The organism is Janthinobacterium sp. NKUCC06_STL (assembly GCF_019345455.1).
In the GTDB taxonomy this organism is placed as follows: domain Bacteria; phylum Pseudomonadota; class Gammaproteobacteria; order Burkholderiales; family Burkholderiaceae_D; genus Janthinobacterium; species Janthinobacterium rivuli.
Map to the genome: position 1 here is coordinate 501,797 of NZ_JAHKQY010000002.1, position 23,209 is coordinate 525,005.

The following is a 23,209-nucleotide window of genomic DNA, read 5'->3' on the forward strand; positions in this document are numbered from 1 at the left end:
CACTTACCAGTAGCCAAGCACCTTCCACCACGTCGTGCCGACGACGGCAAAGATCAGCAGTTCCACCACGCACATGATGAAGCCGACTCTCCACCAGTTGCCCATGGTCACGAAGCCGCTGCCGAAGATGATGGGCGAGGTGCCCGTCGCATAGTGGGTCAGTGTCATCATGATGGCCGAGCCGGCCGTCATCATCAGCATGAACGGTACGTGGTATTCGGCCGGGATCAGGTGCAGGCCCACCGTCAGGAAGGCCAGCAGCATGGCGCTGATGTGGGCCGTCGTGCTGGCGAAGAAGTAATGCGAGAAGACAAACACCAGCACCAGGACGCCGGCGATCGGCAGCCAGTCCATGCCGCTGGCGACAATCGCCGCCTTCATGCCGGCCGAGAACCAGGCGATCACGCCCGTCTTGTTGAGTTGCTCGGCCATCATGACGAGCGCGCCGAACCACACCAAAGTGTCCCAGGCGCTCTTTTCCGACAGCACGTCATCCCAGTCGATGGTGCCCGTGATGATCAGCACGAACAGGCCGACAAAGGCCACCACCGTCGCATCGAGCGAAAACGCGGGACCGAACAGCATGGCGGGCACGTTGGCCCACAGCAGCAGCAACAGGGCGAAGGTACCCAGCATGACTTTTTCCGACGGCGACAGCGGGCCCATGCCTTTCAATTCCGCCTTGGCGTAGGTGACGGCGTCCGGCGTGGCCTTGAGTTCCGGCGGCGACAGCCAATAAATAATCAAAGGCATCAGCAGCAGGCAGACCAGGCCCGGCAACAGCATGCACAGGGCCCAGGTGGTCCACGTCAGGTGGAAACTCTGGCCGCTGGCCTTGGCCACGAAGTCGACCACCAGCGGGTTGGGCGCCGTGGCCGTCAGGAACATGGCCGAGGTGATCGGGTTGGCGTGGTAGTTGACGAGGGCCAGGTAGGTGCCGACTTTCTTTTCCGTGCCCTTGGCAGGGTCCGAATCGAAAGCGTTGGCGATCGATTTCATGACGGGGTGAACGATGCCGCCGCCGCGCGCCGTGTTACTGGGCGTAAATGGCGCCAGCACCAGTTCGCAAATGGCCAGGCCATAGCCGATGCCCATGGTGCGCTTGCCCAACAAGGAAATGAACAGCAGGCCGATGCGGCTGCCCAGTCCCGTCTTTTTCAGGCCGCGCGAAATCAGGATCGCCACGACGATCAGCCAGATCAATGGATTCGAAAAGCTGCTGAGCGCATCCGTGATGGCGCCCTTGGACGAGGTCGACGTCACTTGCGACAGCGACACGATGACGATGGCCATCATGGCCATCACGCCGATCGGCATGACTTTCAGGATGATCGCCAGGATGGTGGTGAGGAAAATCGCCACCAGGCCCCAGGCCTTGGGCGTCAAGCCGTCCGGCGCCGGCAGCAATAGCATGCTCACGAGCAAAGCGGTGCAGATCAGGGCGGGGACGAGGCGGAATGGGACGGCTTCCTTGAAATGCAGGAACAAGTCGCGCACTGTTTTATACATCTTTATTACCTTTCGCTGTGGGTCAGGCATCGTGGCGGCAGGAATCGTGCACGCAGATTCATGGGCTGGCAGGCACAAGAAGCGCTCCCGCAAGATGACAGATGCCCAACAATTCTGTTCGGCAATATCATACACGCAAGACTTCCCTGCCCGTGCCCCGTTGCCGCATTCGCTACCGACTATCTGTAAAATCGTTGACCGGCAAGCGACACATGTCGCATAATTGCCCCATTAGTCACCAGACCGGCTGACAAGGAAACCATTGAATACCCGCAACCACCATATCGACGCCTTGCGCGGCGCCGCCATCCTGGGAGTGCTGCTGCTGCACTTCGCCCTCGCCTACGGCTTGAAGAACAGCCCGCTCGAAATCCTGCCCGCCTGGCTGCTGCGCGCCGCCTACCAGGGCAATTACGGCGTGACCATGTTTTTCGTCATTTCCGGCTACCTGATCACCTCGACCTCGCTGCAGCGCTGGGGCGACCTGGCGCGCATCGACCTGGCGGCGTTTTATCTCTACCGCATTGCCCGCCTGCTGCCATCGCTGCTGCTGGCGCTGTCCATCATCGTGCTGCTGGGCGTGCTGGACGTGCCCTACTTTGCCAACTCGGACGGCGGCAAGGATTTGCCCGCCAGCTATTTCGTCATCGCCATCGCCTCCGTGCTGACCTTCTGGCATAACGTGCTGATGCAAAGCGCCGGCTATTTCAATTACTGCCTGAATGTGTACTGGTCCTTGTCCGTCGAGGAAATGTTTTATCTGCTGCTGCCCTTGTCATGCCGCATCCTGCGCCGGCGCCAGGCGATCATGCTGCTGTGCGGCGCCGCCATCGTCGCCGGCCCCGTGTATCGCAGCCTGCATGCGGACAACGAGATTGACTTCATGTACGGCTATATCGCCTGCTTCGACGCCATCGCCATCGGTTGCCTGACGGCCATGCTGACGCAACGCTGGCAACCTGGCGCGCGGATCGGGCGACTCTTGCGCTGGACAGCGGGCCTGGCCCTGGCGGCCGTGTATGTGCGCGGCATCGGCGGCCATGAGGTGTTCGGTTTTACCCTGGTCGCCGTGGCCAGCGCCGCCTTCATCCTTGGCAGCGTGGCGGCCGGACCGGCCAGCCAGCGACGGCCCGGCCCGCTGCAATGGCTGGGCCGCCATAGCTACGAACTCTATCTGTTCCATATCATCGTGCTGGCCGGCATGCGCAATGTGGTCGACAAGGCGGGCCTGGCCTACGCCGAGCGCCTGCCGTGGCTGGCGCTGTTCCTGGCCGCAACGGCGCTGGCTGCCGCCCTCGTGGCCCGCTACGTGTCCGAGCCGGCCAATGCCGCCATCCGCCAGCGCTGGCGGCGTGCCGCAGAAAAGTGAGCCAGGTCAAGAGTCCGCATGCCCACCGCCCATTTCCGGCCCATTTCCAGCCCCGGCTTGCCATTCGCACTATAATGTCGGCACCGCGTGCGGCAGCAATGGCGGCGATAGACGGTAACAATTTCGTCTGGAGGCCAGTACAATAGCGTCTGGGCCTACACAGGGTTTCACTTTTGCCAGCAGTTGCCAGCAACTAACCATTTTTTTGACCAGCCAACACATACTATGAGTTCGATGAATGAAGAGCGCGTTTTAAGCGTGCACCACTGGACGGATACCCTGTTCTCCTTTACCACCACGCGCGACCCGTCGCTGCGTTTCTCGAATGGCCATTTCACCATGATCGGCCTGCGCGTCGATGGCAAGCCCTTGCTGCGCGCCTACAGTATCGCCAGCGCCAATTACGAAGACCACCTGGAATTTTTCAGCATCAAGGTACCGGGCGGTCCATTGACGTCGCGCTTGCAGCACTTGCAAGTGGGCGACACCGTCATCGTCGGCCGCAAGCCGACGGGCACCCTGGTGTCCGACTACCTGCTGCCAGGCAAGCGCTTGTACATGCTGTCGACGGGCACGGGCCTGGCGCCTTTCCTCAGCATCGTGCGCGATCCGGACATCTACGAACGCTTCGACGAATTGATCCTCGTGCACGGCGTGCGCCAGGTCGATGAGTTGGCTTACCACGACTTGCTGGAAGAGCACCTGCCGAAACACGAATTCCTGGGCGAAATGGTCAGCGACAAGCTGCGCTACTACCCGACCGTGACGCGCGAAGACTTCCGCAACATGGGCCGCATCACGGAGCTGATCGAAAACGGTAAGCTGGCCGAAGACCTGGGCGTGCCGGCACTGAACCCTGCCGAAGACCGCGTGATGATCTGCGGCAGCTCGGACATGCTGCGCGACCTGAAGGAAATGCTGGAAGCGCGTGGCTTCAAGGAAGGCAATACCTCGACGCCTGGCGACTTCGTTGTCGAGCGCGCGTTCGCCGAGAAGTAATCCGCAAGAGTCATCCGCCATACTCCAGGGGCCCGGTCCCGCCGCACACAGCGGCGGCGCCGGGCCTTTTTCATTACTCCAGCGGGCCAGCAATTGTTGCGCAGGCTGTTCGCTCCTGACAGAAACTGTCAGTACCGTTCATTATGATTTCGGCACCAGCAGGCTAGCGAGCCTGTATTACTATTGATATCTCCACCTGCGACAGGACTTTTCATGACACGTGCCATCACCATTCTGACCGAGAACTTTGCCGATTGGGAAACCGCCCTGCTCAATTCCACGGCGCGCCTGTATTACGGCTTTTACACGCAGTTCGCCACGCCCGGCGGCTTGCCCGTCACCTCGTCCGGCGGCATGCTGGTCACGCCGCAACTGGCGCTGGAAGAGATTGTGCTCGATGAACTCGATTTGCTGATGGTATGTGGCGGCAGCCACTGGCAAAGCGGCAAGGCGCCCGACATCTCCCCCTTGCTGCGCGCGGCGCGCGACAGGAATATCGTGCTGGCCGGCATTTGCGACGGCACGCGCGTGCTGGCGCAGGCTGGCGTGCTCGACAACGTACGCCACACCTCGAATTGCGCCGACAACCTGACGACAACCGGCTATGCGGGCGCCGCCCTGTACCAGGATGTGCCATGGGCCGTGGCCGACCAGCGCGTCATCACGGCGCCAGGCACGGCGCCTGTCAGCTTCACCAAGGAAGTCTTGCGCGCCCTGGGCATCGCCGATGACAACCTGAACGCCTACCTGGCCATGCACGGCGCCGAACACGGCAAGACGCCCGGCTAGTTGGCGCCCAGCACGCGCAGGCGCGCCGCGGCGTGCGTGTTGCCCGGATCGAGTTCCAGCGAACGGCGGTAATGCGTGACGGCCTGCGCCTTGGCGCCATCCGCCTCGTACGCTTCGGCCAGGCTGTCGTGGCCATTCGCCCCTTGCGGATACAGTTGCACGCCAAGTTCGAAGACTGCCACCGCCTGTTTCGGCTGCTGCCGGCCCAGCAGGCGATAGCCCCAGGCATTCAAGTCATCTTCCGTGGGTTCCGGCAAGCCATGCTGGCGCCGGATGGCCGCCAGTTTCTTGTCCAGTCCATCGAAACCGGCGCTGGCCGCTTTGTTGCGCAACAAGTGCGCGGCATATGCCCCGCCGCGCTGCTGGCGCAGGGCGGGAAGATAAAAGCCGGCGACGGTATCGATCAGCTGTTCCGGCTGGGCGCCGGCCAGGTTGCTCAGGATAATGACGGCCAGGCCATCGTTGGGATACACATAAAAGGCCGAGCGGGCGCCGCCGATGCCGGCCACGGCGCGGTGACCATCGCGGCCGATGGTGGGCCAGCCCAGCGCCCACGGCGCCGGCTTGCCGTCATTCAAGCTGGTCGGCTGCCACAGCCGTTCCACACTGGCGGGCACCAGCAAGCGCCCGGACTGCAGCGCGATGAGCCAGTTGGCCAGTTCGCCCGCATTGCTGTTGATGCCAGCGCCGGCGCGCATGAACACGGGAAAGTCTTCGATCACATTGCGGTAACCGTTACCGCCCCGGTCCAGCACGTAGGAACTGGCCTTGTTGGCCACCACGTCCTTCGCGTCGCCAAAACCGCTATGCGGCATGCCGGCCACGTCAAACTGCCCGCGCTGGACGAAAGTGCTAAAGGGCATTCCGCCTAGCCGCTCGACCAATTGCGCCAGCAGCACATAATTGGTCTGGTTATAGCGGAAGCGCTGGCCAGGCGCAGCTTCCACGGGCAGCGCCTGTACGGCTGTCCACGCCGCCTCGGCATCGTCCGGCTGCGGCCCCACCAGCTTGCCGCTGCGCTGGTCCAGCACGTCGGGCAAGCCCGAGGTGTGGTTGAGCAAATGCGTCACCGTCACGGCTTGCCAGGCGACAGGCAGCCCCGTCAGGTACTGCCCGATGGGCGCGGCCAGGTCGATCTTGCCCAGTTGCACCAGCTGCAGTACGGCGACACCCGCAAACGCTTTCGTTGCCGAATTGATGGAAAACAGGCTCGTCTCCGTCACGGGAACCTGGTATTGCAGGCTGGCCAGGCCGAAATTGCGCTTCAGCACAACCTTGCCACCTTGAATTACCGCCAGTTGCAGCCCTGGAATCTGGCGCTCCTGCATTTCGCTGCGCACGAAGGCGGCAATTTCGTGTTCCGCTGTGGACGCCTGCACATGGCTGGCGGGGGCGGCGGCAAGCGCCAGGGCGAACAGGACGGACGGCAGACGTGGCTTCACGATGCGGCTTTCGACGGTGGAAAACGGAACCGCAGCATCCCATACCTATTTATCAACGTCAACGACAATCTTGCCGGTCGGAAAGTTACTCTTCCAGCCACACGTCCTCGTACCCTTCGCGGTCGAGGATGAACCTGGCGCCACTGGGCAAGGCCAGGTAATCGACCACCTGCGGCAGCATCTCGTGCAGGTGTTCCGCATGCAGGGGCTGGTAAAAGCCACTGGCATCGTCGTGTTCGCCGCAGTGGATGAACCAGCTGATGGTGCCGTTTTCCGGCAGCACGACGCGCGTGCCATAGATGGGCGACTGGTCCAGGCTGCCGATGGCCAGGGCCACCATGGGTTCGGGGGCTTGCGCCGGCAAGCCGAATTTGTCGCAGATGCGCTGCTGTGTTTCGCTGATCAGTTCAGTCATAGGGTTTTCAGGATCCGATATATTGGTAGTGGAGGCGCAGCGCGCCATCGTGACCGGACATTTCCAGGTGCAGGATCGCTTCGCCCGGCTTGCCATCGGCCAGCAGCCGGCATTCCAGGCCCAGCGCTCCAGCGTCGGTGGCATATACGTCGACGCCGGGACGGCCGCCCTTGCCCGGCACGAAGGCTTGCGCCAGCGGCGACAGGGACAATGCCTGGCTCGCCGCAAAATAGCTGTCGAGCATGTCGATGATCTCGTCGGCCACGGCCAGCGACAGACCCCAGTCGCGTTGCAGCGCAACAGGATCGCGCCCGTCCAGCGTCTGCACGAAGGCGGCGGCCTGCGCGTATGCCAGCTGCCGCAAGCTGTCTGTGATGGCCATTTCCATAGAGTACGTTGTGCCTTATCCATTCAACAGGCGCCATTATAGTGCCTCGCCGCGGGCATGGCCGATCCGTTTGCTGGCAATAATAAAGCACCGTGCCGATTATTTAAAGTGCCGCGCTTATTATTTATCGCACTGCAATAACATAAATGGCTCGCGTGATATTTGGTGAGTATTTGAAAAATATAATCGCGGATACGATTGATTTTCAAGTTGACGCTTATTTATTCAGGCGCTAATATCGAATGGCCATATACCATGGCATACAGCGCAAGCAGTACTTAACCATCACAAGAGGATAGTACAATGCAAAAACAGAACCACTCCAAATTGTTCGCATTCAAACTGGCTGAAAAACAGGTACAAAAACAGGTAGCGCCCGCCACCGTCTGGAAGGTGCGCGACGGCGTCGCCGTAGCCGGCTGCACCGCCGTCGGCACCCGTGACCAATACCGCGATTCATCGCGCTTCCAGCCGAACGACGGCGGCCAGTACTGCTGATTCCCGGCGCCCCATTCCCCCGCCCGCGTGGGGGTTTCATCTATTCCGCTATATTCAAACTGGCGCTGGCGCCTATTCCGGCACGGCTTCTCTGCGCGCAATGAATACATAAACACCTTTCAATTGCAGATTCCATTTTTATAATCAGTATTTATCGGTAAAAATCGGAACACAACCATTAATAGAGGATCCCATGCATAAAGAAACCAAACTGTTCGCATTCAAACTGGCGGAAAAGAAGGAAGAAGAAAAGCCGGCGCTTCCTGCGCCCTGGAAAGTACGCGACGGTGTCGCCGTAGCCGGCTGCACGGCGGTCGACAGCGAGGAGCAATACCGCTATTCGCGTATCGGTTCGAGTGACGGCGGCGAGTTCTGCTGATACGTACACCAGCTGAAAGCCTTGCCACGGCAAGGCTTTTTTGATTCCCCCTTACCGCGGCCTCCCCGACATGCACAAAAAGGTTTTGATTATCAGCCATAGCGGCGATCTGCACGCCGACCTGGTCGAAGCCATCCTCGCCGCGCGCGGCCATGCTCCTTTCCGTATCGATCTCGACGCCTTTCCCCGCGATTACCAGCTGTGCCAGCGCCTGCTGGACGGCCGCGCCAGCGCGCGCCTGCGCCACTTGCCCGATGGCGACTGGCTTGAGCTGCAGCAAGTTGGCGCCGTCTGGCTGCGCAAGGCGGCCGATTATGCCTACGCCAGCGCCGACCTGACGCTGCAGGAACGCGCCTACGCCCAGCTGGAAACGGAGCAAGCCATCTTCAGCATCCTGTACGGGCTCGATTGCTACTGGCTCAGCCATCCGCTGGCCCTGCGCGGCGCCCAATGGAAAGGCGAACAGCTTGCGCGGGCCGCGCGCATGGGCTTTCGCGTGCCCGCCACCGTGATTACCAATGTGCCCGACGACGTGCGCGCTTTCCGCGCGGCAATCAACGGGCCCATCATTTTCAAGAGCATGTCCACGCCCAGCCTGGCCGCCGAAACGGTCGAGGACGTCGACAGGGTCAGCGCCGGCATCGGCACCACCATTGTCGACGATGCCATGCTGGACAGCCTGGACGCCGTCAGCGAACTGAGCTGCCAGTTCCAGGAATATATCGCCAAGCAATACGAACTGCGCATCACCGTGATCGGCAAGCAACTGTTTGCCGCGCGCCTGTATTCCCAGGACGATGCCCGCACGGCCATCGATTCGCGCGATATGTCAGCCCCCATCCGCTATGAAGCATGCACCTTGCCAGCGGAAATACAGCAGCGATGCCTCGCTTTCGTGCACAGCTATGGCCTCGAGTATGGCGCGCTCGATCTCATCGTCACGCCTGACGGCGAGTACGTTTTCCTGGAAAACAACCCTGTTGGTCAATTTTTGTATGTGCAACAACTGGTGCCCGCCTTGACCATGCTGGAAAGCGTGGCCGCAACCCTGATCGAAGGAGCCGTATGCCACAGCCAGACCTGAGCCAGATCCCTCTCCGGCTGCGCGAACTGGAGCTTGCGCGCGACAGCCGCGCCATCGTCCTGGCCGCCTCGCACCTGGACATGGAGCTGCTGCCCGCCCTGTACGAGCTGTGCCAGGGCATCGGGCCCGTGGCGCGCCTCGATGTGGTGCTGCACGGCCGTGGCGGCATCGTCAACGCGGCGCGGCGCATCGCCATCCTGCTGCGCCAGCATGCCCGTCACCTGAGCTTTGTCGTGCCCTTCCACTGCCAGTCGGCCGCCACCCTGCTGACCCTGGGCGCCGATGAGATCATCGCCGGCGACCTGGCGCTGTTCTCGCCCATCGACCCGCAGCTCGATGGCGCCGACGGCGGCTCCATGTCCAGCCTGGACATCAAGGTCTTCGGCGACATGGCGCAGCAGTGGTTCGGCGTGGATGCCAGCGAGGCGCGCCAGCAATCGCTGTCCCTGCTGTGCGGCAGCATCTTTCCGCCTTCCCTGACGGCCTTTTACCGCACCACCCTGGAGCTGACGCAGATCGGCGAGGAATTGCTGGCCTGGCAATTGCCTGATGCCATACCCGAGGCCCGGCGCGCCATCGTCGCGCAACTGGTGACGGGCTACCACTCGCACAACTATGCCTTGACGCGCGAGGAATTGGCCAAGCTGGGCTTGAACATGGCGCGCGATGCCGACACCGAACGGCTGGGCTGGACCATCTCGACGCAATTGCAGGCGAGCATAGGTGGCGCCTTGCGCAGCGCGCCCGACGAGCCGTGGAACGATGCCCTGCTGGCATCGCGCGACGGCGTGCAGCTGCGGTGCCAGCGTCCGGGCGGCTACGCGCCGGTGTGGAGCACGCAATGCTGACAGCTCTCCCTTTTTTGTCCGATATCGCGCGCCATGTCATCGCCTTGCTGCTGCTGGCGGCCAGCGTAGGCAAGCTGCGCAGTTATGCTGCCTTCCGCGGTAACCTGGCCACCTCGTTCGGCGTGCCGCCCGCCGCCGCCCAATTCGCTGCGCCAGCCCTGGTGGCAACGGAACTGCTGCTGGCCGGCTGGCTGCTGGCGGGCGGCACGCAGCTGCCCATGCTGCTGTCATTACTGCTGCTCAGTACCCTCACGGCCGTGCTGGCCTGGCGCTACTTCACGCACAGCGTGGTGCGCTGCAGCTGCTTTGGCGAAGCGGCGCGGCCCGTCTCGCAATACGACCTGCTGCGCAACGTGCTGGCGGTCGCCATTAACGTCGCCTATTTCGCATTCGCGCAGACGGCATCCTTGCCCGCCGCCACCTCCATTCTGGCCGCCGGCCTGGCAGCCATCGTCTGCGTGACCGTGATTTCTCTGCACGACATCGCCACCTTGGCAAAGGCCGGCTGATGGATTCCACGACATTGCAACTGGTGCTGGCGGCGCTGGCGTTTGCGCTCGCCGGCAACATCTGGCTGACCCTGGCCGTGCTGCGCGCCAGCCGCCGCGAACGCCTCGCGCCCACGGCGCTGGTGCCGGGCCAGCCCCTGCCTGCCGTGCAAGCCCGTCCGCTGGCTGGCGGTGCGCATTTCCAGCCGGGCGCCAGCGGCCAGGCGGCCGTGCTGCTGTTCCTCGCCAGCCGCTGCCCGAAATGCGGGGAAAAGCTGGCCGGCATCGAACAGCTGCTGCCGCTGGCGCGCGAGGCCGGCCTGGCCCTGTGGCTGATCAGCGAAGAGCCGGCCCGCCGGCTGCGCGCCTTTTTGCCCGGCAAGGCCTTGCGGGCGGCCACGGCGCGGCTCACGCTGCGCGACTACCGGCGCGTGAATCCTTTGATGAGTTCGCCGTCCTATGTGTTCGTCAATCACGAGGGCACGGTGGAAGCGGCCGGCCTGATCGGCGATGAAGACTGGCTGGCCCTTGTCGAGCAACTGGCAGGCGATACGGCACAGGAGCGCGCCGCATGAGCCTTCTGAACTTCGGCCCGCATGTTGAACGCCTGCGCCTGCTGTATCCCGTGCGCTGGCGCGTCGCCGCCGGCTTGCTGTGCATGGTCCTCACCGTGGGCGCGCAGCTGGCCTTTCCGCAGGCCATCGCGTATTTCATCGACAACGTGGCGCAACTGACCCGGCGCGGCGTCACGCCGGGCATGGTCGCCTCCATGCTGGCCTTCAGCCTGCTGTATGCGCTGGTCACGAGCGCGCGCTTCTATTTGCTGCAATCGAGCGGCCACATGATCGTCATGGGCGTGCGCCGGCGCCTGTTCGACGTGGTGATCAACCAGCCCATCGCCTTCTTCGACAAGCACCATGGCGGCGAGCTGAACAGCCGGCTCACGTCCGACGTATCGGCCCTGCATGAAAGCCTGACCATCGGCGCGGCCAATGCCCTGCGCTCGCTGTGCGTCTTTGTGGGCGGCATCGCCATGCTGCTACAGCTGTCACCCATGCTGAGCCTGCCGCTGGCCTTGTTCATTCCCATCAGCCTGTATCTCGGCAAATTATCAGGCAGCAATTACCGGCAGCGTTCGCGGGCCATTTCCGCCACCCTGGCCGCCAGCGGCAAGGTGGCGCAGGAATACTTTGCCCATGCCCGGCTGGTGCAGGCGTTCAACCAGCAAGGCGGCGCCATGGCCCGCTACGCGCAAGCCATGCGGCAATTGCTGGACGTGTCCCTGGCCGGTACGCGCCTGCTGGCCGTGTTCCAGGGCGCGCAGGGCTTGCTGGCTTTTGTTGCCCTGCTGACCACCCTGTGCTTCGGCGCCCACCTGATCGGCCAGGGCCGCCTGAGCGTGGGCGAGCTGACGGCCTTCGTCATCTATGCCAGCATGGTGACGGACACGGCCGGCTCCATCAGCGAATTCTGGAACACGTGGATGCGCACCATGGGTTCGACCGACCGCATCTTCGAGATCCTGCGCAGCCACCGCACCGTGCCCGAAGCGGCGCCGCAGCCGCCTCTGGCCGGCCATATCGCGCTGCGCGACGCGCGCTTTTCGTACCCCGAGCGCACGCAGGTCACAGCCCTCGACGGCGTCAGCCTGTCGATACGCGCGGGCGAAAAAATCGCCCTGGTGGGCGCCTCGGGCGCGGGCAAGTCCACCATCGCCAGCCTGGTGCTGGGCCATTACCAGCTTGACGGGGGCAGCCTGCAGTTCGACGGCATCGATGCGGGCGTGCTGGGCGTGGCGCAGCTGCGCCGCCAGATGGCCGTGGTGGAGCAGGAACCGGCGCTGTTTTCCGGCAGCATCGCGGACAATATCGCCTTTGCCGTACCGGACCGCGCCGTGACGCGCGAAGAGATGCAGGCGGCGGCGCGCCTGGCGCACGCCCACGATTTTATTGACGCCTTTCCGGACGGCTATGAGACCCTCGTGGGCGAACGGGGCGTGCAATTATCGGGCGGACAGAAGCAGCGCATCGCGATCGCCCGCGCCATCCTGCGCGCGCCGAAAATCCTCATCCTGGACGAAGCCACCAGTGCGCTCGACGCCGCCAGCGAACAGCAGGTGCAGCTCGCGCTCGATACCTTGATGCAAGGCCGCACCACGATCATCATCGCCCACCGCTTTTCCACCATCGTGAAAGCGGACCGCATCGTCGTCATGGACAAAGGCCGGATTTGCCAGCAAGGCACGCACGCCGAGCTGCTGCGCGCGGGCGGCCAGTATGCGCGGCTGATGCAGCAGCAGCTGTCGCAATTCCAGCAGTTGCATGAGAGTACGGCAACCCTGTAAAGGGCACCACGAAATAATGCACTATTGAAATGGTTGTCATCCACCACAGAGTTTTCCTACGTGGTGACAAGTGGTGTCCCTATGGTTAAGCCCGACGCAGGCAGCGAGAATGGTTTCAACGGTGCAGCCCATGCTGGACCGGATGATCATGCAAACCAGCCAAACCAACCATAGGGGACACGACCATGACTTCGAACAGCAACGACAAATCCGGCAGCCAATCGGACAAACAGCAATCGGGCCAATCGGGCAGCCAGCAGTCGGACAAGCAATCCGGCACCCGCCAATCGTCGGGCGGCACCCAGGGCGGCACGCACGAGCAGCATGTCGAGGCAGGCCGCCAAAGCCACAAGAATGACGGCGACAAGCAGTCGGGCTCGCAGCAATCGGGCCAACAGTCGGGCCAGCAATCGGGGTCCGGCACCGGCACGCGCGGCGGTACGCATGAGCAGCATGTGGAAGCGGGACGTCAAAGCCACAAGAATGACGATAAATCCTGATCCCGGTGGCATGGCCAGAGGCGCCTTCTCAACATGAAAGCACTGACGGCCATGCTGTGCGCCGGGCTGGGCATGGGCCTTGCCGCCTGCGGCGCCAGGAATACGGCATCAAACGTGGAGGCGCCCGGCGCGCCGGCCGGAGTCTCCACGCGCGTGCTCGATGCTGGCGCCGACGCATTGCAAGCGCGACCGCCCGTCGCGGCGCTGAACGCCTATCTTGACGGTTTTCATTTTTACAACGGCAATCTGCGCGGTCAGATGGAAGCGCACCACTATTGCGCCATCGTCAACGAAGAGCTGATCCAGTGCGTGATCTACGATGGCAACGTCAAGGACGCCAAGCTGATGGGTGTCGAATACATCGTCAGCGCCAGACTGTACCAGGGCTTGCCGGCGGCGGAAAAAGCGCTGTGGCACAGCCATGTGCATGAAGTGAAATCAGGCCAGCTGATCGCTCCCGGCATTCCCGCCGTGGCCGAAAAGGCCTTGATGCAAAAACTCGTCGCCACGTATGGCAAGACCTGGCATACCTGGCACACGGATCTGCACAAGACCTTGCCGCTGGGCGTGCCGCAACTGATGATGGGTTTTACAAGCGATGGCCAGGCCGACGCCGCCATGGTCGCCGCGCGCGACCGCCGCTTCCGCATCGATTCCGCCGAAAAACGCCGCCAGCGGGCCGACATCGCCGCGCTCGCCATCATTGCCGGCGCCGATGCCTGGCAACACGGCACGACCATCCAGCTGGCCGACCCGAGCGGAACGCAGCACGCTGCGTCATCGCTGTCACCACCCTCCCCGCACACGGCCGCGCCCGCCATTTCGCCCCCGGCCAGATAGGCTGCGCGCGAAAGGCCGTTGTCTGGATCGGCATTCTGGGCGATAATTACGCCCATGAACGATACCACCACCTTACCCCCATTGCCCGATCGCCTGTCGATCGACCCTAGCAGCCCTTACCACGTTGCAGCCGTGTTCGAGAACGACGTCGGCATCCGCTTCAACGACAAGGAGCGTCTTGACGTGGAAGAATATTGCATCAGCGAACGCTGGATCAAGGTTGCTTCCACCAAGTCCCTCGACCGCCGCGGCCGTCCGCTGCAGATCAAGCTGAAGGGCAAAGTCGAAGCGTTCTACCGCTAAGCAACACCTACCGTTGTCATCGAGGCCGATTTGCATCGGCCTTTTTTACGTCCGCAGGAATTGCCCAGCAGGCCGATCAGGCTGCCGGCGGCGGCTGGAAGGCGCAAAAACCCGGCCACTGGTCGCGGCTGTCGCACACTTTCAGGCAACCTTTGTTCTCCTTGAACGTGGCGACGACCTTGATGGGGAAGCCATAGAGTGGCGTAGTGGCCAGGAAGGCGGTCGAGCAGCTTTGCTCGTTGCTGAAGCGGAAAGTGATTTCTTCGCGGCGGCCCTTGCGCTCAAAGCTCAGCATGAAGGTTTCATTGCTGTTCCACTGCGCCTTGCCTGGTACGCGGAAACGGTAGCGGGGGCTGCCCTGTTGCTGACCCTCAAGTTTCTGCCCGAAGACGCGGCTGCTGGCCGTGGCCGTTTCGACCTTGGCAACGGGATACACGACGCCAAAGATATAGGTGCCGGCAAACCCCTGGTCGAAGCCAAGTCCCTTCTGGTAAAACGGCACGACGATATGCGGTGCACCCGCGTATTCCACGGTATTGCGCGCCGTCACGCGCGACGTCAGCTTGTCATCGGGCTCTTTGCCGAAGACCACGTCCAGTTTCAGCAACGCTTGTTGCTTGTCGATATCTTGCGCCAGATAATCCTTGGGGAACGTTTCGCCGTGCACGCAGCCGGCCAGCAAGGAGGCGGCGAAGCAGCCGGCGATCAGTTTACATATTGTCATGGCTGTTTTCCTTCCGGCGGCGCGGAAATGAGGCCCAGCCCCGTCACTTGCAAGCCGTTCTTGCCTTGTTTCCATTGAAATTGCTGGCCGAACCAGGCCAGTTCCAGCTCGCGCCGGATGCGGATCGAATCCGTGCGGCCCTGGCGCGCCTTGATGGCGGCGCCCGCCTGCGCGGAAGCGGCGTCCGACAAGGGCTTCAGCCACCGTTGATAGGTGTCCGGCGGTAAGGCCAGCTCACCGGCCACGCCGTCGTCGCGCGTGGCAACGATGATGCCCACCTTCGTCAGCGTATTCGTCAGATAGGCGCCGCGTCGCCCGTCGGGTGAGACGGAGACGAGCATGGCATGCGGATAATCGCCCCTGACGTTGCCTGGCACGTCAAACCACAGCAATTCGCCCGTGCCCGTATCGAGCGCGCGTCCGTCGCGGGGAAACAGCAGCACCTCGCTGTTGCCCGGCTGCGGCACGCCCCATTCGGGGTCGCGTTCCGTGCGCACCATGTTGTCGCGCTGCATGGGACTGATGGGGCGCATCAGCGGCTCGCCATTCTGCACGCCGATCAATATCGTGCCCTGGCCCGTATAGCCCTTGGTAAACGCCAGCAGCATGGGCTGGCCTTCGCGCGTGGCCTTGATCGGCCGCACTTCCACCACCTCGCGTGCGCCGCCGGGCCAGTAGCCGTGCCGGCGGAAAGTCAAGGTAACGAGCGGGTCGTGGCGGTCACGCGTGACGACAAAGTCGCCGTACTGCTTCATCACCGGCACGTAGGATGTTTGCGCCTGCGCGGCGGGCAGGACAGCGGCCAGCAAGCTGGCGGAGGCCGCCAGGCGGCATAAAGAGAGGGACAGCATGGCATCCTGTAAAGGTCGCACGGGGCGAAGAATCAGAATTCTAAACGATTCCTCGCCAGCAACACTGCCCAATTGGAAACATCAGCGGCGCTGGATTTCGATCAGCTCGATCTCGAACAGCTTGGGCCACAGTTTTCCCGTGACAAACAAGCGCTTGCCCCGTGCATCCCAGGCGATGCCGTTGAGCACGGCGTCGGGGTTGGCCGTGCCCCGCTGCCCGGGCGGCAGCAAGCCCGTCAGGTCGATCCAGCCGACAACCTTGCCGCTGGCCGGGTCGATGCGGGCGATCACGTCCGCGCCCCACACATTGGCAAACAATTCCCCGTCGACCATTTCCAGCTCGTTCAGGCGCTCGATGGCGCGGCCTTCCGCCTTCACCTCGAAGCGGCGCACCTCGGCCAGGGTTTTCGGATTGAGCACGCGGATGGCGGAGCTGCCGTCGCTCATGTAGACGAATTGACTGTCGCTGGCCAGGCCCCAGCCTTCGCCCTGGTAACTGAATTTGCGTTTCAATTTGAAGGTCTTCAAGTCGAAGACATAGCCGGTCTGCGAAATCCAGGTCAGGCCCAGGATTTCATCGCCCACGTCCGTGATGCCTTCGCCAAACACTGTTTTGTCCAGCATGGTTTTCTGCAAGACCTTGCCCGTCGCCAATTCCACCTTGCGCAAGGAGGACTGGCCGTTCTGGCCCGTGCTTTCATACAGGTGGCCATCCTTGAACAGCAAGCCCTGGGTGAACGCCTGGGGGTCGTGCGGATAGGTATTCTTGACGAAATAGCCATACACGGGAATGGCCGCCTGGGCGTAGCCCATTTCGCTCATCAGGCCCACGGTGCACAACAATCCCAGCAGCAGCGAACCTGCCGTGCGTTTCACACTTGTTTTACCGATATTCTTCATATTCTTGACGGTGGTTGGCGAGCGCCTATTGTAAACGGGCCGCGTCCGCCATGCGCGTCCTGACGAGCTCCAGCCAGGCGCGCGCGGCAAACGACAGCCGCCCGCCGCGGCGCCAGGCCAGCATCAGATTCCACTCCACGGGCGGACCGTCCAGGGGAATCACGTCAAACTGGGCGGCATCGAGCGTGTCGCAATACATCTTCGGCAGCAGGCAGATGCCCACGCCCAGCTGTACCAGCGAAGCAATGAAGTCCCACTGGCCGCTGCGGCCCGTGATGCGCGGCGCGAAGCCGGCCCGCTGGCAGGCGTCCAGCACGATGTCGTTCAGAGCGAAAGCGGCGCCATAGAAAATGAAGGGACTGTCGGCCAGCTCGGCCAGGGCCACGGAAGCGCGTCCCTGCCACGGCGAGCCGGGCGCGGCAAGCAGGCACAGCGGCGAGCGCACGAGGGGCAAGGCTTCGAAATCCTGCCAGGTGGCCGCATTGCCAGGGTAGTCGAGCATGGTGCCCAGTTCCACCGTGCCCGTGCGCAAGTCGCGCTCGATCGCCTGCGTGCCGCTTTCATACATCTTCAGCTCGATGCCGGGATAGCGCTGGTGGTATTCGGCAAGCCACGGCGCCAGGGTCGAATGGGTTTGCGGCGACACGCCGACTCTCAGCTCTCCCCGCTCCAGATGTTGCAGGTCGCGCAATTCCACTTTTAATTCCGCGTGCAGGGCCAGCAACTCATGCGCGCGCGCCAGCACTACCTGGCCCCCGTCCGTCAGGGTGAAGCGCTTGCCCGCGCGGTCGAGCAAGGCCAGGTCCAGCGACTGCTCCAGCTGGGCGACCATCTTGCTGACGGTGGGTTGCGTCACGTGCAGCCTGGCGGCCGCGCGCGTAAAACTGGCTTGCTCGACCACTTCGACGAAGTACCGCAAGGAGCGGATATCCATGATGCATTCCAATATCGAATGATAATCATGAGTTTAAGTCATTTTATCTTTTGATGCGGGATCCCTACAATGAAAACTTCCCCCTGCCGCCAGAAAGCCTGCCGTGAAAGCCGTCCCTTATTCCACTACCGCCCCACTTTCCGTCCCCGTCTGGCGCCAGCCTGCGCAGACCGTGTGGCAAGTGGGCGTGCTGATCGCCGCCTGGTGGCTGTCCGATGCGGCCGCTTCCGCCTTGCACTTGCCGTTTTCCGGCGGCGTCGTGGGCCTGTTCGTGCTGGTGGCCCTGTTGCTGGCCGGCTGGGTGCGGCCGGCCGCCATCGCACTGGGCGCGAACTGGCTGCTGGCCAACATGCTGCTGTTCTTCATTCCGCTGGTCGTGTCCGTGGTGCAATTTACGCAGCTGCTGAAGTCACAGGGCTTGATGCTGTTCGTGAATATCGGCCTGGGCTTTGCCAGCGTGATGCTGGTCACGGCGTTCACCGTGGAATGGGTCTGCCGCTATGAACGCAAGTTGCGCCTGCAAAAGTTGCTGCGCCAGCGCACAGCCAGGGCGCAAGCATGAACACCGTGCTCTTGTCCCTGCTGTTTTTGCTGCTGACCCTGGTGCTGTTCTACGCCAACCAGGCGCTGCACCGCCGCCATCCGCACTTTTTGCTCACGCCCGCCATTTGCACCTCGGCGATATTGATCGTCATCGTACAAGCGACCTCGACGCCGTTCGCCACGTATTTCGGCGAAACGCGCTGGCTGCCGTGGCTGCTGGGCCCGGCCACCATCGCGTTTGCGCTGCCCATCTTCCAGGAGCGCAAGCTGATCCGCAAACACTGGCTGGCCCTGTCGCTGGGCAGCTGCGCCGGCATTGTCGCCTCGGTCGCCGCCACCCTGCTGCTGGACCGCTTGCTGGGGGTGCACGGCGACATGGCGCGCAGCCTGCTGGCGCGGTCCGTGTCGACGCCGTTCGCGCTGGAAGCGTCGCGCCACATGGGTGGCTCGGCCCAGCTGACGGGCATCTTCGTGGTGATGACGGGCTTGTTCGGCTTGATGCTGGGCAAACCGCTGCTGAAACTGCTGCCCTTGCGCATGCGCATCGCCCGTGGCGCCCCTTATGGCGCGGCCGCGCACGGCTTTGGCTTGTCCGTGGCGCGCCGGGTCGGCACGGAAGAAGGCGCCGTGGCTAGCCTGACGATGATTTTCTCGGGCGTCGTGACGGTGCTGCTGGCGCCGCTGCTGGGGCGCTTGCTCGCTTAACGTTCCCTCGGCGCGATTGCGGCAGGTCAAAGCGGCAAGCGCGGGTTGGGCGATAGTGGGTGGAGTTTCGTTCGCCCACCATCCCGGAAACCCTATGGCAAGCACATCCAATCCAGGGCCGCAAGCCTTGCAAGTCGACTATTTTTCCGCCAGCGACCAGTTCCTGTTCACGCAGACGGCCGCCAATCTGCTGGAGCAGCAAGCCAATCTCGACCTTGACGCGCAAGTCGATGCCGGCCTGGCCTATCAGGTCAGCCAGTTCCAGTCGCAAATGAAGAGCCGGGCGATAACCGCCGGCGACCGCATCCTGCCCGCCTACATCGGTCTGCTGAGCCAGGCGACGGCCTTTGCCGCGCTATGGGACGCCGCCTACCAGCTGCAACGGCCCCGGCTGGCGCAAGCGGCGCAGGATGCCGCCGCGCGCGCCGATATCGCGCAGGTCTACCGGCAACTGGCGGTGCAATCGGGACACATCAACCAGCAAGCCCAGGCGCTGTCGGGCGACATGCGCGTCATCGCCGGCGAACTGGCGCCGCTCAACGCGGGCTTCAATACGGCGCTGTCAGCCACCATCGCCGCCCTGGGCGCCGCTGCCAGCGCGTCATCGGCCAGCATTGACCAGCTGAAGGCCGCCATCAACACGAATATCGCCGATATCGTCGCCGGCGCCAACAAGACGGGCGCTGCCGTGACGGAATTGATCGTCAAGACCATGACCACCATCAGCGACGCCCAGGGTGATGGAAAGACCGCGCCATCGGGCGACTTCGTGGTGCAAGGCATCGATGCGGCGGAACAGGGGGTGGCCGAAACGGCGCAGGCCCGTGCGGCCCTGAACGCCAACAATGCCCTGCTGGCCAGCGCCTACCAGCAGCTGGCCGACGCCGATGCGCTGGTGGCCGTGGCCAAGGTGGTGCAGGTGCAGAACAGCCAGTTCACCAGCGCGTTCAACAGCGCACTCGATACGGCCCAGATGCTGGCCGAGGACTGGGGCCAGTCGCCGCAGGCGCCGCCGGCGACGGGCGTCAGCGCCGGCCTGGCCGCCTTTGCCGACGCCGTCGCCGGCATGGCCAGCAATGCCGACGCCGAGACGCTGGGCGGGCAGCTCGATTACGCCAACACGGCGTGGCAGCTGCTGGCCGCCAGTCTGGCGCCGCTGGAGCAAACCATGACAGGCGCGTCCTGAACGGTGCGCCACCGCTTGTCCCCACAACGATCCATCCGAGGAGCCGCGCATGTCGAATCAAAACCAGGCAGCACAAGGCATCAGCACCGCCAACAAAGCGCAATGTTCACAAGCACTGCTGATACAAACCTACGCCAACAGCATCAACGAACAGCCCAGCGTGGATTTTTCGGGCGACGCCAATTTGCTGAAATACCAGTCGCAAATCAACGATGGCCTGGGTCAGGCGCAAACCCACGCCACCGCCTACCTGAATGTCATCCAGCCCACGATCATTGCCAACATCGCCAATATCGGCAATTACTATGCGCTCAACAATGCCGTGCTGACGGCCTTGCCTACCGGCTCGACCGAGGCGCAATGGATCGCCACCCTGACGGCGCTGCAACAGCAATCCCAGCAATACCAGACGGCCGCGAACGGCGTCGTCAGCGCCCTGCAGACCTTGCACGACAACCTGACCACGGATTCCGCCTCGTTCTCCACCACCGTCAGCGACCTGAACGCGGCCGTGAATGGCGACAATGGCGTGCTCAGCTCCATCAACAGCCAGCTCGGCACCATCCAGGGCCAGATCGACGGCGCCATTGCCGGTACCGTGCTGAGCGGCCTGGCCATCGTGGGCGGCACCTTCATGGTCGTCGTCGGGGGCGTGGCCGATTTCGTCACGGCAGGCACGTCGACGCCGCTGGTGGTGGCCGGTGTTGCCGTCGTGGCCGCCGGCATAGGCGGCGAAGTGGCCTCGGCCATCACCCTGAAAAACCTGAACGATGAAAAGGCGACCTTGCTGGGACAGGAAGCGTCGCTGACAGCCGAAGTCAAGCTGGCCACCGGCATCAGCAGCGGCTATGCCAGCCTGTCGAACCAGGTGCAGGCAGCCGTGCAATCGGCCACGCAGATGGAAAACGCGTGGGAATTCCTCAGCAGCGACTTGGGCAGCCTGATCAGCGATCTGCAGCAAGGCATACAAAACACGGACACCATCCGCACCCTGTTCCTGACGGCCGCCAACACGGAAATGCAAGCCGTCACCACGGACATCACCACCATCAAGGGGCAGATGACGGGCGTTACCAGCATCGTCGCGCCCAAGGGCCAGACGGTGGGCGAAGCGGCCGTCGCCGCAGCGGCGTGAGCGCCATGGCCGGCCTGCTGACGCAAACCCTCGCCAACCTGCTGGCCGCGCAGCAGCGGATCGCAGCCCTCGGCGGCTTGCCGCCAGCCGCCCAGCAGATCCAGGCAGGATGCAATGCCTTGATTCAACCCATGCTGGCGCAAACGCGCGCGCTGCAGCAGGCTGTTGCCGCCTTCGTCCAGACGGCAACGCCGCAACTGGCGCAAGTACAAAGCATGCTCTCGGCGCAGGCGCCGCTGCCTGATATCAAGGCGGCCATGTCGGCCCTGCAGCAGCAGGCACAGCAGCTGCAAGGCACAGCCAACGCCACGGCCGGCACGCTGACGGCGCAAACGGCGCAATTGATGGGGTATTTCAACCAGCTTGCCGGTGTCGAAGCGGGCCTGCAAAGCCAGGTGACAAGCTTGCAGGGACAACTGGGCGACGCGCAAAGCGAACTCGATGCGGCGCAAAAGCGCTATTACTATCTGCTGGCGCTCGGTCCGTTCGGCCTGGCCGGCCTGGCCGTGGCCCTCGGTCTGTACTTGAAATGGAAATCCGATGTCAGCGACCTGCAAGGCCAGATCGGCGGCTTGAATGGCCAGATCGGCGCCTTCAATGGCATGAAGGCGGCGTGCCAGCAGCTGGGCACGGATTGCCAGGGCCTCGCCAGCAGCATTTCAGGCGTGCGCAATGCCGTCAATTTTCTCGTCAGCGACCTGCTTGAGGTCAGCGGCGACCTGGACGCGGGCGATGCCGCGGTCGTCATTGCCTTGATGGCGACGGCCGCCAGCACGGAACTGGCCGCTCTGGGCACGGATGCCGCTTGAAGCGCCTGGCATCCATTGCTTGCAGGGACTGACGGCACGGGCGTTTATCGGGGATAATACGTCTTTCCCCTTGCCAGCACCCGCGCCACGATGAAATACCCCGCAGTTCAGCCTTTCAGCGATATCCTGCCCCGCTTGAGCGAGTTCGATGCCATCATCGACGTGCGCAGCCCGTCCGAGTTCGCGGAAGACCATTTGCCGGGCGCCATCAACCTGCCCGTGCTGGACGACGAGCAGCGCGTGCGTGTCGGCACCTTGTACAAGCAGACGAGCGCCTTCGAAGCGAAGAAGCTGGGCGCGGCGCTGGTGGCGAAAAATATCGCGCGGCATATCGAAGAGGGTTTGCTCGGTCAGCCGCAGCATTGGAAGCCGCTCGTCTACTGCTGGCGCGGCGGCAACCGCAGCGGCGCCATGGCGCACATCCTGGCGCGCATCGGCTGGCCCGTCACGCAGCTCGAGGGCGGCTACAAGGATTACCGGCGCCACGTGAACGCCGAGCTGGCCACCCTGCCCGAGCCCTTCGACTTCATCAACGTGCTGTGCGGTCCCACGGGCAGCGGCAAGAGCCGCTTGCTGCAAGTGCTGGACAGCCAAGGCGCGCAAGTGATCGACCTGGAGCAATTGGCGGCCCACCGCGGTTCCGTGCTGGGCGGCTTGCCCGAGGAAGACCAGCCATCGCAAAAAGCGTTTGAAAGCGCGCTGTGGCAGCAACTGCGCACTTTCGACCCGGCACTGCCCGTCTTCATCGAATCGGAAAGCAAGAAAGTGGGCCGTTTGCGCGTGCCCGATGCGCTGATGGAAAAGATGCGCGCGGCCGCTTGTACGGACGTCCGGCTGGCAACAGACCAGCGCGTGCAATTGCTGATGCAGGACTATGACCATTTCGTCGGCGACCCGGCGCGCCTGAACGTGCAGCTGGCCCTGCTGACGCAGCTGCATGGCAAGGAGAAAATCGCCCACTGGCAGCAGCTGGCCACGTCTGGCCGGATGGCCGAGCTGGTGGAAGAACTGCTGGTACAGCATTACGACCCCGTTTACCGGCAATCGATTGCCCGCAACTTCAGCCGCTACGCCCAGGCGACGCCACTGGTCTTGCCCGATATTTCAGAACATGCCTTTGAGCAAGCCGCGCGCGCATTATGTGCTATCGTCGGCGAACACCGTACCGCCAGCGCCGCATGATGCCTGGCTTGCCACTTAATTACTTATTTCAGCAGGATGAAGACC

At 63.2% G+C, this 23,209-nt stretch carries 27 protein-coding genes; 19 read left to right on the top strand and 8 right to left on the bottom strand.

Translation table 11 applies throughout. The annotated features are described in order from the left end of the window. Nucleotides 1–3: 3 nt before the first annotated feature. Nucleotides 4–1,509 carry a DASS family sodium-coupled anion symporter gene (locus tag KO539_RS11190; protein WP_219309249.1) on the bottom strand — a complete coding sequence of 502 codons (1,506 nt, stop codon included), beginning with the start codon at nucleotides 1,507–1,509 and terminating at the stop codon, nucleotides 4–6. Nucleotides 1,510–1,771: 262 nt separating this feature from the next. Here KO539_RS11190 and KO539_RS11195 point away from each other — a divergent pair, with 262 nt between their 5' ends. The 3 genes from KO539_RS11195 (at nucleotide 1,772) to KO539_RS11205 (ending at nucleotide 4,666) form a co-directional block, all read left to right on the top strand. Further along, nucleotides 1,772–2,878 (top strand): acyltransferase, encoded by a 1,107-nt coding sequence (locus KO539_RS11195; protein ID WP_219309251.1) that lies wholly within the window; start codon nucleotides 1,772–1,774, stop codon nucleotides 2,876–2,878. Nucleotides 2,879–3,103: 225 nt separating this feature from the next. After that, a complete protein-coding gene (locus tag KO539_RS11200; RefSeq protein WP_035818959.1) occupies nucleotides 3,104–3,877 on the top strand; it encodes a ferredoxin--NADP reductase in 774 nt (257 codons plus the stop codon). Between the two features lie 213 nt (nucleotides 3,878–4,090). Continuing rightward, a complete protein-coding gene (locus KO539_RS11205; protein WP_219309253.1) occupies nucleotides 4,091–4,666 on the top strand; it encodes a type 1 glutamine amidotransferase family protein in 576 nt (191 codons plus the stop codon). On the opposite strand, the gene KO539_RS11210 is transcribed toward KO539_RS11205, so the two are convergent. The 3 genes from KO539_RS11210 to KO539_RS11220 all read right to left on the bottom strand — a co-directional run bounded on the left by KO539_RS11210 (nucleotide 4,663) and on the right by KO539_RS11220 (nucleotide 6,905). Next, nucleotides 4,663–6,108, bottom strand: coding sequence for a serine hydrolase domain-containing protein (locus tag KO539_RS11210; RefSeq protein WP_219309255.1), 1,446 nt, complete (start codon nucleotides 6,106–6,108; stop codon nucleotides 4,663–4,665). The two genes, KO539_RS11205 and KO539_RS11210, sit on opposite strands and share 4 nt — an antisense overlap. Nucleotides 6,109–6,193: 85 nt before the next feature. Then, nucleotides 6,194–6,523 (bottom strand): hypothetical protein, encoded by a 330-nt coding sequence (locus tag KO539_RS11215; protein ID WP_219309265.1) that lies wholly within the window; start codon nucleotides 6,521–6,523, stop codon nucleotides 6,194–6,196. A gap of 7 nt (nucleotides 6,524–6,530) precedes the next feature. Continuing rightward, nucleotides 6,531–6,905, bottom strand: coding sequence for a hypothetical protein (locus KO539_RS11220; protein WP_219309267.1), 375 nt, complete (start codon nucleotides 6,903–6,905; stop codon nucleotides 6,531–6,533). 309 nt (nucleotides 6,906–7,214) lie between these two features. Here KO539_RS11220 and KO539_RS11225 point away from each other — a divergent pair, with 309 nt between their 5' ends. The 10 genes from KO539_RS11225 to KO539_RS11270 all read left to right on the top strand — a co-directional run bounded on the left by KO539_RS11225 (nucleotide 7,215) and on the right by KO539_RS11270 (nucleotide 14,195). Then, nucleotides 7,215–7,409, top strand: coding sequence for a hypothetical protein (locus tag KO539_RS11225; RefSeq protein WP_035818969.1), 195 nt, complete (start codon nucleotides 7,215–7,217; stop codon nucleotides 7,407–7,409). A 193-nt stretch (nucleotides 7,410–7,602) separates the two neighbouring features. Next, nucleotides 7,603–7,788: a hypothetical protein gene (locus KO539_RS11230; RefSeq protein WP_035818970.1), complete on the top strand. Its 186-nt coding sequence runs from the start codon at nucleotides 7,603–7,605 to the stop codon at nucleotides 7,786–7,788. Between the two features lie 70 nt (nucleotides 7,789–7,858). After that, complete coding sequence (locus tag KO539_RS11235) at nucleotides 7,859–8,872, top strand: RimK family alpha-L-glutamate ligase (protein ID WP_099401991.1); 1,014 nt, start codon at nucleotides 7,859–7,861, stop codon at nucleotides 8,870–8,872. Continuing rightward, the gene (locus KO539_RS11240) at nucleotides 8,854–9,720 is read left to right on the top strand and encodes a hypothetical protein (protein ID WP_219309269.1); all 867 of its coding nucleotides are present in this window, start codon (nucleotides 8,854–8,856) and stop codon (nucleotides 9,718–9,720) included. The genes KO539_RS11235 and KO539_RS11240 overlap by 19 nt, the downstream gene beginning before the upstream one ends. Beyond that, nucleotides 9,714–10,229: a MauE/DoxX family redox-associated membrane protein gene (locus KO539_RS11245; RefSeq protein WP_219309271.1), complete on the top strand. Its 516-nt coding sequence runs from the start codon at nucleotides 9,714–9,716 to the stop codon at nucleotides 10,227–10,229. Before KO539_RS11240 ends, KO539_RS11245 begins: the two co-directional genes overlap by 7 nt. Then, nucleotides 10,229–10,783, top strand: a complete 555-nt coding sequence (locus KO539_RS11250) for a redoxin domain-containing protein (RefSeq protein ID WP_219309273.1) — start codon at nucleotides 10,229–10,231, stop codon at nucleotides 10,781–10,783. The genes KO539_RS11245 and KO539_RS11250 overlap by 1 nt, the downstream gene beginning before the upstream one ends. Further along, nucleotides 10,780–12,552, top strand: a complete 1,773-nt coding sequence (locus KO539_RS11255; protein WP_219309275.1) for an ABC transporter ATP-binding protein — start codon at nucleotides 10,780–10,782, stop codon at nucleotides 12,550–12,552. The genes KO539_RS11250 and KO539_RS11255 overlap by 4 nt, the downstream gene beginning before the upstream one ends. Before the next feature lie 185 nt (nucleotides 12,553–12,737). Further along, nucleotides 12,738–13,052, top strand: coding sequence for a hypothetical protein (locus KO539_RS11260; protein ID WP_035818984.1), 315 nt, complete (start codon nucleotides 12,738–12,740; stop codon nucleotides 13,050–13,052). A gap of 33 nt (nucleotides 13,053–13,085) precedes the next feature. After that, a complete protein-coding gene (locus KO539_RS11265) occupies nucleotides 13,086–13,892 on the top strand; it encodes an OBAP family protein (protein ID WP_219309277.1) in 807 nt (268 codons plus the stop codon). Between the two features lie 54 nt (nucleotides 13,893–13,946). Then, a complete protein-coding gene (locus KO539_RS11270; protein WP_010398340.1) occupies nucleotides 13,947–14,195 on the top strand; it encodes a DUF3297 family protein in 249 nt (82 codons plus the stop codon). A 76-nt stretch (nucleotides 14,196–14,271) separates the two neighbouring features. Here the strand turns inward: KO539_RS11270 and KO539_RS11275 are convergent, their stop codons facing one another. The 4 genes from KO539_RS11275 to KO539_RS11290 form a co-directional block, all read right to left on the bottom strand. Next, a complete protein-coding gene (locus KO539_RS11275) occupies nucleotides 14,272–14,919 on the bottom strand; it encodes a hypothetical protein (RefSeq protein WP_219309279.1) in 648 nt (215 codons plus the stop codon). Next, nucleotides 14,916–15,770, bottom strand: coding sequence for a hypothetical protein (locus KO539_RS11280; protein ID WP_051958565.1), 855 nt, complete (start codon nucleotides 15,768–15,770; stop codon nucleotides 14,916–14,918). Before KO539_RS11280 ends, KO539_RS11275 begins: the two co-directional genes overlap by 4 nt. 81 nt (nucleotides 15,771–15,851) lie before the next feature. Further along, nucleotides 15,852–16,646: a glutaminyl-peptide cyclotransferase gene (locus KO539_RS11285; RefSeq protein WP_235211669.1), complete on the bottom strand. Its 795-nt coding sequence runs from the start codon at nucleotides 16,644–16,646 to the stop codon at nucleotides 15,852–15,854. Between the two features lie 49 nt (nucleotides 16,647–16,695). Further along, on the bottom strand, nucleotides 16,696–17,604 hold the full coding sequence (locus KO539_RS11290) for a LysR family transcriptional regulator (protein ID WP_219309281.1): 909 nt from the start codon (nucleotides 17,602–17,604) through the stop codon (nucleotides 16,696–16,698). A gap of 103 nt (nucleotides 17,605–17,707) precedes the next feature. On the opposite strand from KO539_RS11290, the gene KO539_RS11295 reads away from it, so the two are divergent. The 6 genes from KO539_RS11295 (at nucleotide 17,708) to mnmH (ending at nucleotide 23,164) form a co-directional block, all read left to right on the top strand. Beyond that, entirely contained in the window at nucleotides 17,708–18,166 is a 459-nt protein-coding gene (locus KO539_RS11295; protein ID WP_219309282.1) for a CidA/LrgA family protein, read from the top strand. After that, entirely contained in the window at nucleotides 18,163–18,852 is a 690-nt protein-coding gene (locus tag KO539_RS11300; RefSeq protein ID WP_219309284.1) for an LrgB family protein, read from the top strand. The genes KO539_RS11295 and KO539_RS11300 overlap by 4 nt, the downstream gene beginning before the upstream one ends. A gap of 94 nt (nucleotides 18,853–18,946) precedes the next feature. Further along, nucleotides 18,947–20,038: a hypothetical protein gene (locus tag KO539_RS11305; protein WP_219309286.1), complete on the top strand. Its 1,092-nt coding sequence runs from the start codon at nucleotides 18,947–18,949 to the stop codon at nucleotides 20,036–20,038. 49 nt (nucleotides 20,039–20,087) lie between these two features. Further along, nucleotides 20,088–21,173 carry an HBL/NHE enterotoxin family protein gene (locus KO539_RS11310; protein WP_072453575.1) on the top strand — a complete coding sequence of 362 codons (1,086 nt, stop codon included), beginning with the start codon at nucleotides 20,088–20,090 and terminating at the stop codon, nucleotides 21,171–21,173. Further along, the gene (locus KO539_RS11315) at nucleotides 21,170–21,982 is read left to right on the top strand and encodes a hypothetical protein (RefSeq protein ID WP_219309288.1); all 813 of its coding nucleotides are present in this window, start codon (nucleotides 21,170–21,172) and stop codon (nucleotides 21,980–21,982) included. The genes KO539_RS11310 and KO539_RS11315 overlap by 4 nt, the downstream gene beginning before the upstream one ends. 90 nt (nucleotides 21,983–22,072) lie before the next feature. Next, entirely contained in the window at nucleotides 22,073–23,164 is a 1,092-nt protein-coding gene (mnmH, locus tag KO539_RS11320) for a tRNA 2-selenouridine(34) synthase MnmH (RefSeq protein ID WP_219309290.1), read from the top strand. Nucleotides 23,165–23,209: the final 45 nt, after the last annotated feature.

What these genes read in the sequence shown, in the direction of transcription:
- KO539_RS11310 (WP_072453575.1), top strand. Translation starts at nt 20,088, where the DNA reads ATGTCGAATCAAAACCAGGCAGCACAAGGCATCAGCACCGCCAACAAA.
- KO539_RS11220 (WP_219309267.1), bottom strand. Translation starts at nt 6,905, where the DNA reads ATGGCCATCACAGACAGCTTGCGGCAGCTGGCATACGCGCAGGCCGCC.
- mnmH (WP_219309290.1), top strand. Translation starts at nt 22,073, where the DNA reads ATGAAATACCCCGCAGTTCAGCCTTTCAGCGATATCCTGCCCCGCTTG.
- KO539_RS11205 (WP_219309253.1), top strand. Translation starts at nt 4,091, where the DNA reads ATGACACGTGCCATCACCATTCTGACCGAGAACTTTGCCGATTGGGAA.
- KO539_RS11200 (WP_035818959.1), top strand. Translation starts at nt 3,104, where the DNA reads ATGAGTTCGATGAATGAAGAGCGCGTTTTAAGCGTGCACCACTGGACG.
- KO539_RS11215 (WP_219309265.1), bottom strand. Translation starts at nt 6,523, where the DNA reads ATGACTGAACTGATCAGCGAAACACAGCAGCGCATCTGCGACAAATTC.
- KO539_RS11270 (WP_010398340.1), top strand. Translation starts at nt 13,947, where the DNA reads ATGAACGATACCACCACCTTACCCCCATTGCCCGATCGCCTGTCGATC.
- KO539_RS11280 (WP_051958565.1), bottom strand. Translation starts at nt 15,770, where the DNA reads ATGCTGTCCCTCTCTTTATGCCGCCTGGCGGCCTCCGCCAGCTTGCTG.
- KO539_RS11240 (WP_219309269.1), top strand. Translation starts at nt 8,854, where the DNA reads ATGCCACAGCCAGACCTGAGCCAGATCCCTCTCCGGCTGCGCGAACTG.
- KO539_RS11255 (WP_219309275.1), top strand. Translation starts at nt 10,780, where the DNA reads ATGAGCCTTCTGAACTTCGGCCCGCATGTTGAACGCCTGCGCCTGCTG.
- KO539_RS11250 (WP_219309273.1), top strand. Translation starts at nt 10,229, where the DNA reads ATGGATTCCACGACATTGCAACTGGTGCTGGCGGCGCTGGCGTTTGCG.
- KO539_RS11290 (WP_219309281.1), bottom strand. Translation starts at nt 17,604, where the DNA reads ATGGATATCCGCTCCTTGCGGTACTTCGTCGAAGTGGTCGAGCAAGCC.
- KO539_RS11230 (WP_035818970.1), top strand. Translation starts at nt 7,603, where the DNA reads ATGCATAAAGAAACCAAACTGTTCGCATTCAAACTGGCGGAAAAGAAG.
- KO539_RS11300 (WP_219309284.1), top strand. Translation starts at nt 18,163, where the DNA reads ATGAACACCGTGCTCTTGTCCCTGCTGTTTTTGCTGCTGACCCTGGTG.
- KO539_RS11260 (WP_035818984.1), top strand. Translation starts at nt 12,738, where the DNA reads ATGACTTCGAACAGCAACGACAAATCCGGCAGCCAATCGGACAAACAG.
- KO539_RS11190 (WP_219309249.1), bottom strand. Translation starts at nt 1,509, where the DNA reads ATGTATAAAACAGTGCGCGACTTGTTCCTGCATTTCAAGGAAGCCGTC.
- KO539_RS11305 (WP_219309286.1), top strand. Translation starts at nt 18,947, where the DNA reads ATGGCAAGCACATCCAATCCAGGGCCGCAAGCCTTGCAAGTCGACTAT.
- KO539_RS11225 (WP_035818969.1), top strand. Translation starts at nt 7,215, where the DNA reads ATGCAAAAACAGAACCACTCCAAATTGTTCGCATTCAAACTGGCTGAA.
- KO539_RS11235 (WP_099401991.1), top strand. Translation starts at nt 7,859, where the DNA reads ATGCACAAAAAGGTTTTGATTATCAGCCATAGCGGCGATCTGCACGCC.
- KO539_RS11275 (WP_219309279.1), bottom strand. Translation starts at nt 14,919, where the DNA reads ATGACAATATGTAAACTGATCGCCGGCTGCTTCGCCGCCTCCTTGCTG.
- KO539_RS11245 (WP_219309271.1), top strand. Translation starts at nt 9,714, where the DNA reads ATGCTGACAGCTCTCCCTTTTTTGTCCGATATCGCGCGCCATGTCATC.
- KO539_RS11265 (WP_219309277.1), top strand. Translation starts at nt 13,086, where the DNA reads ATGAAAGCACTGACGGCCATGCTGTGCGCCGGGCTGGGCATGGGCCTT.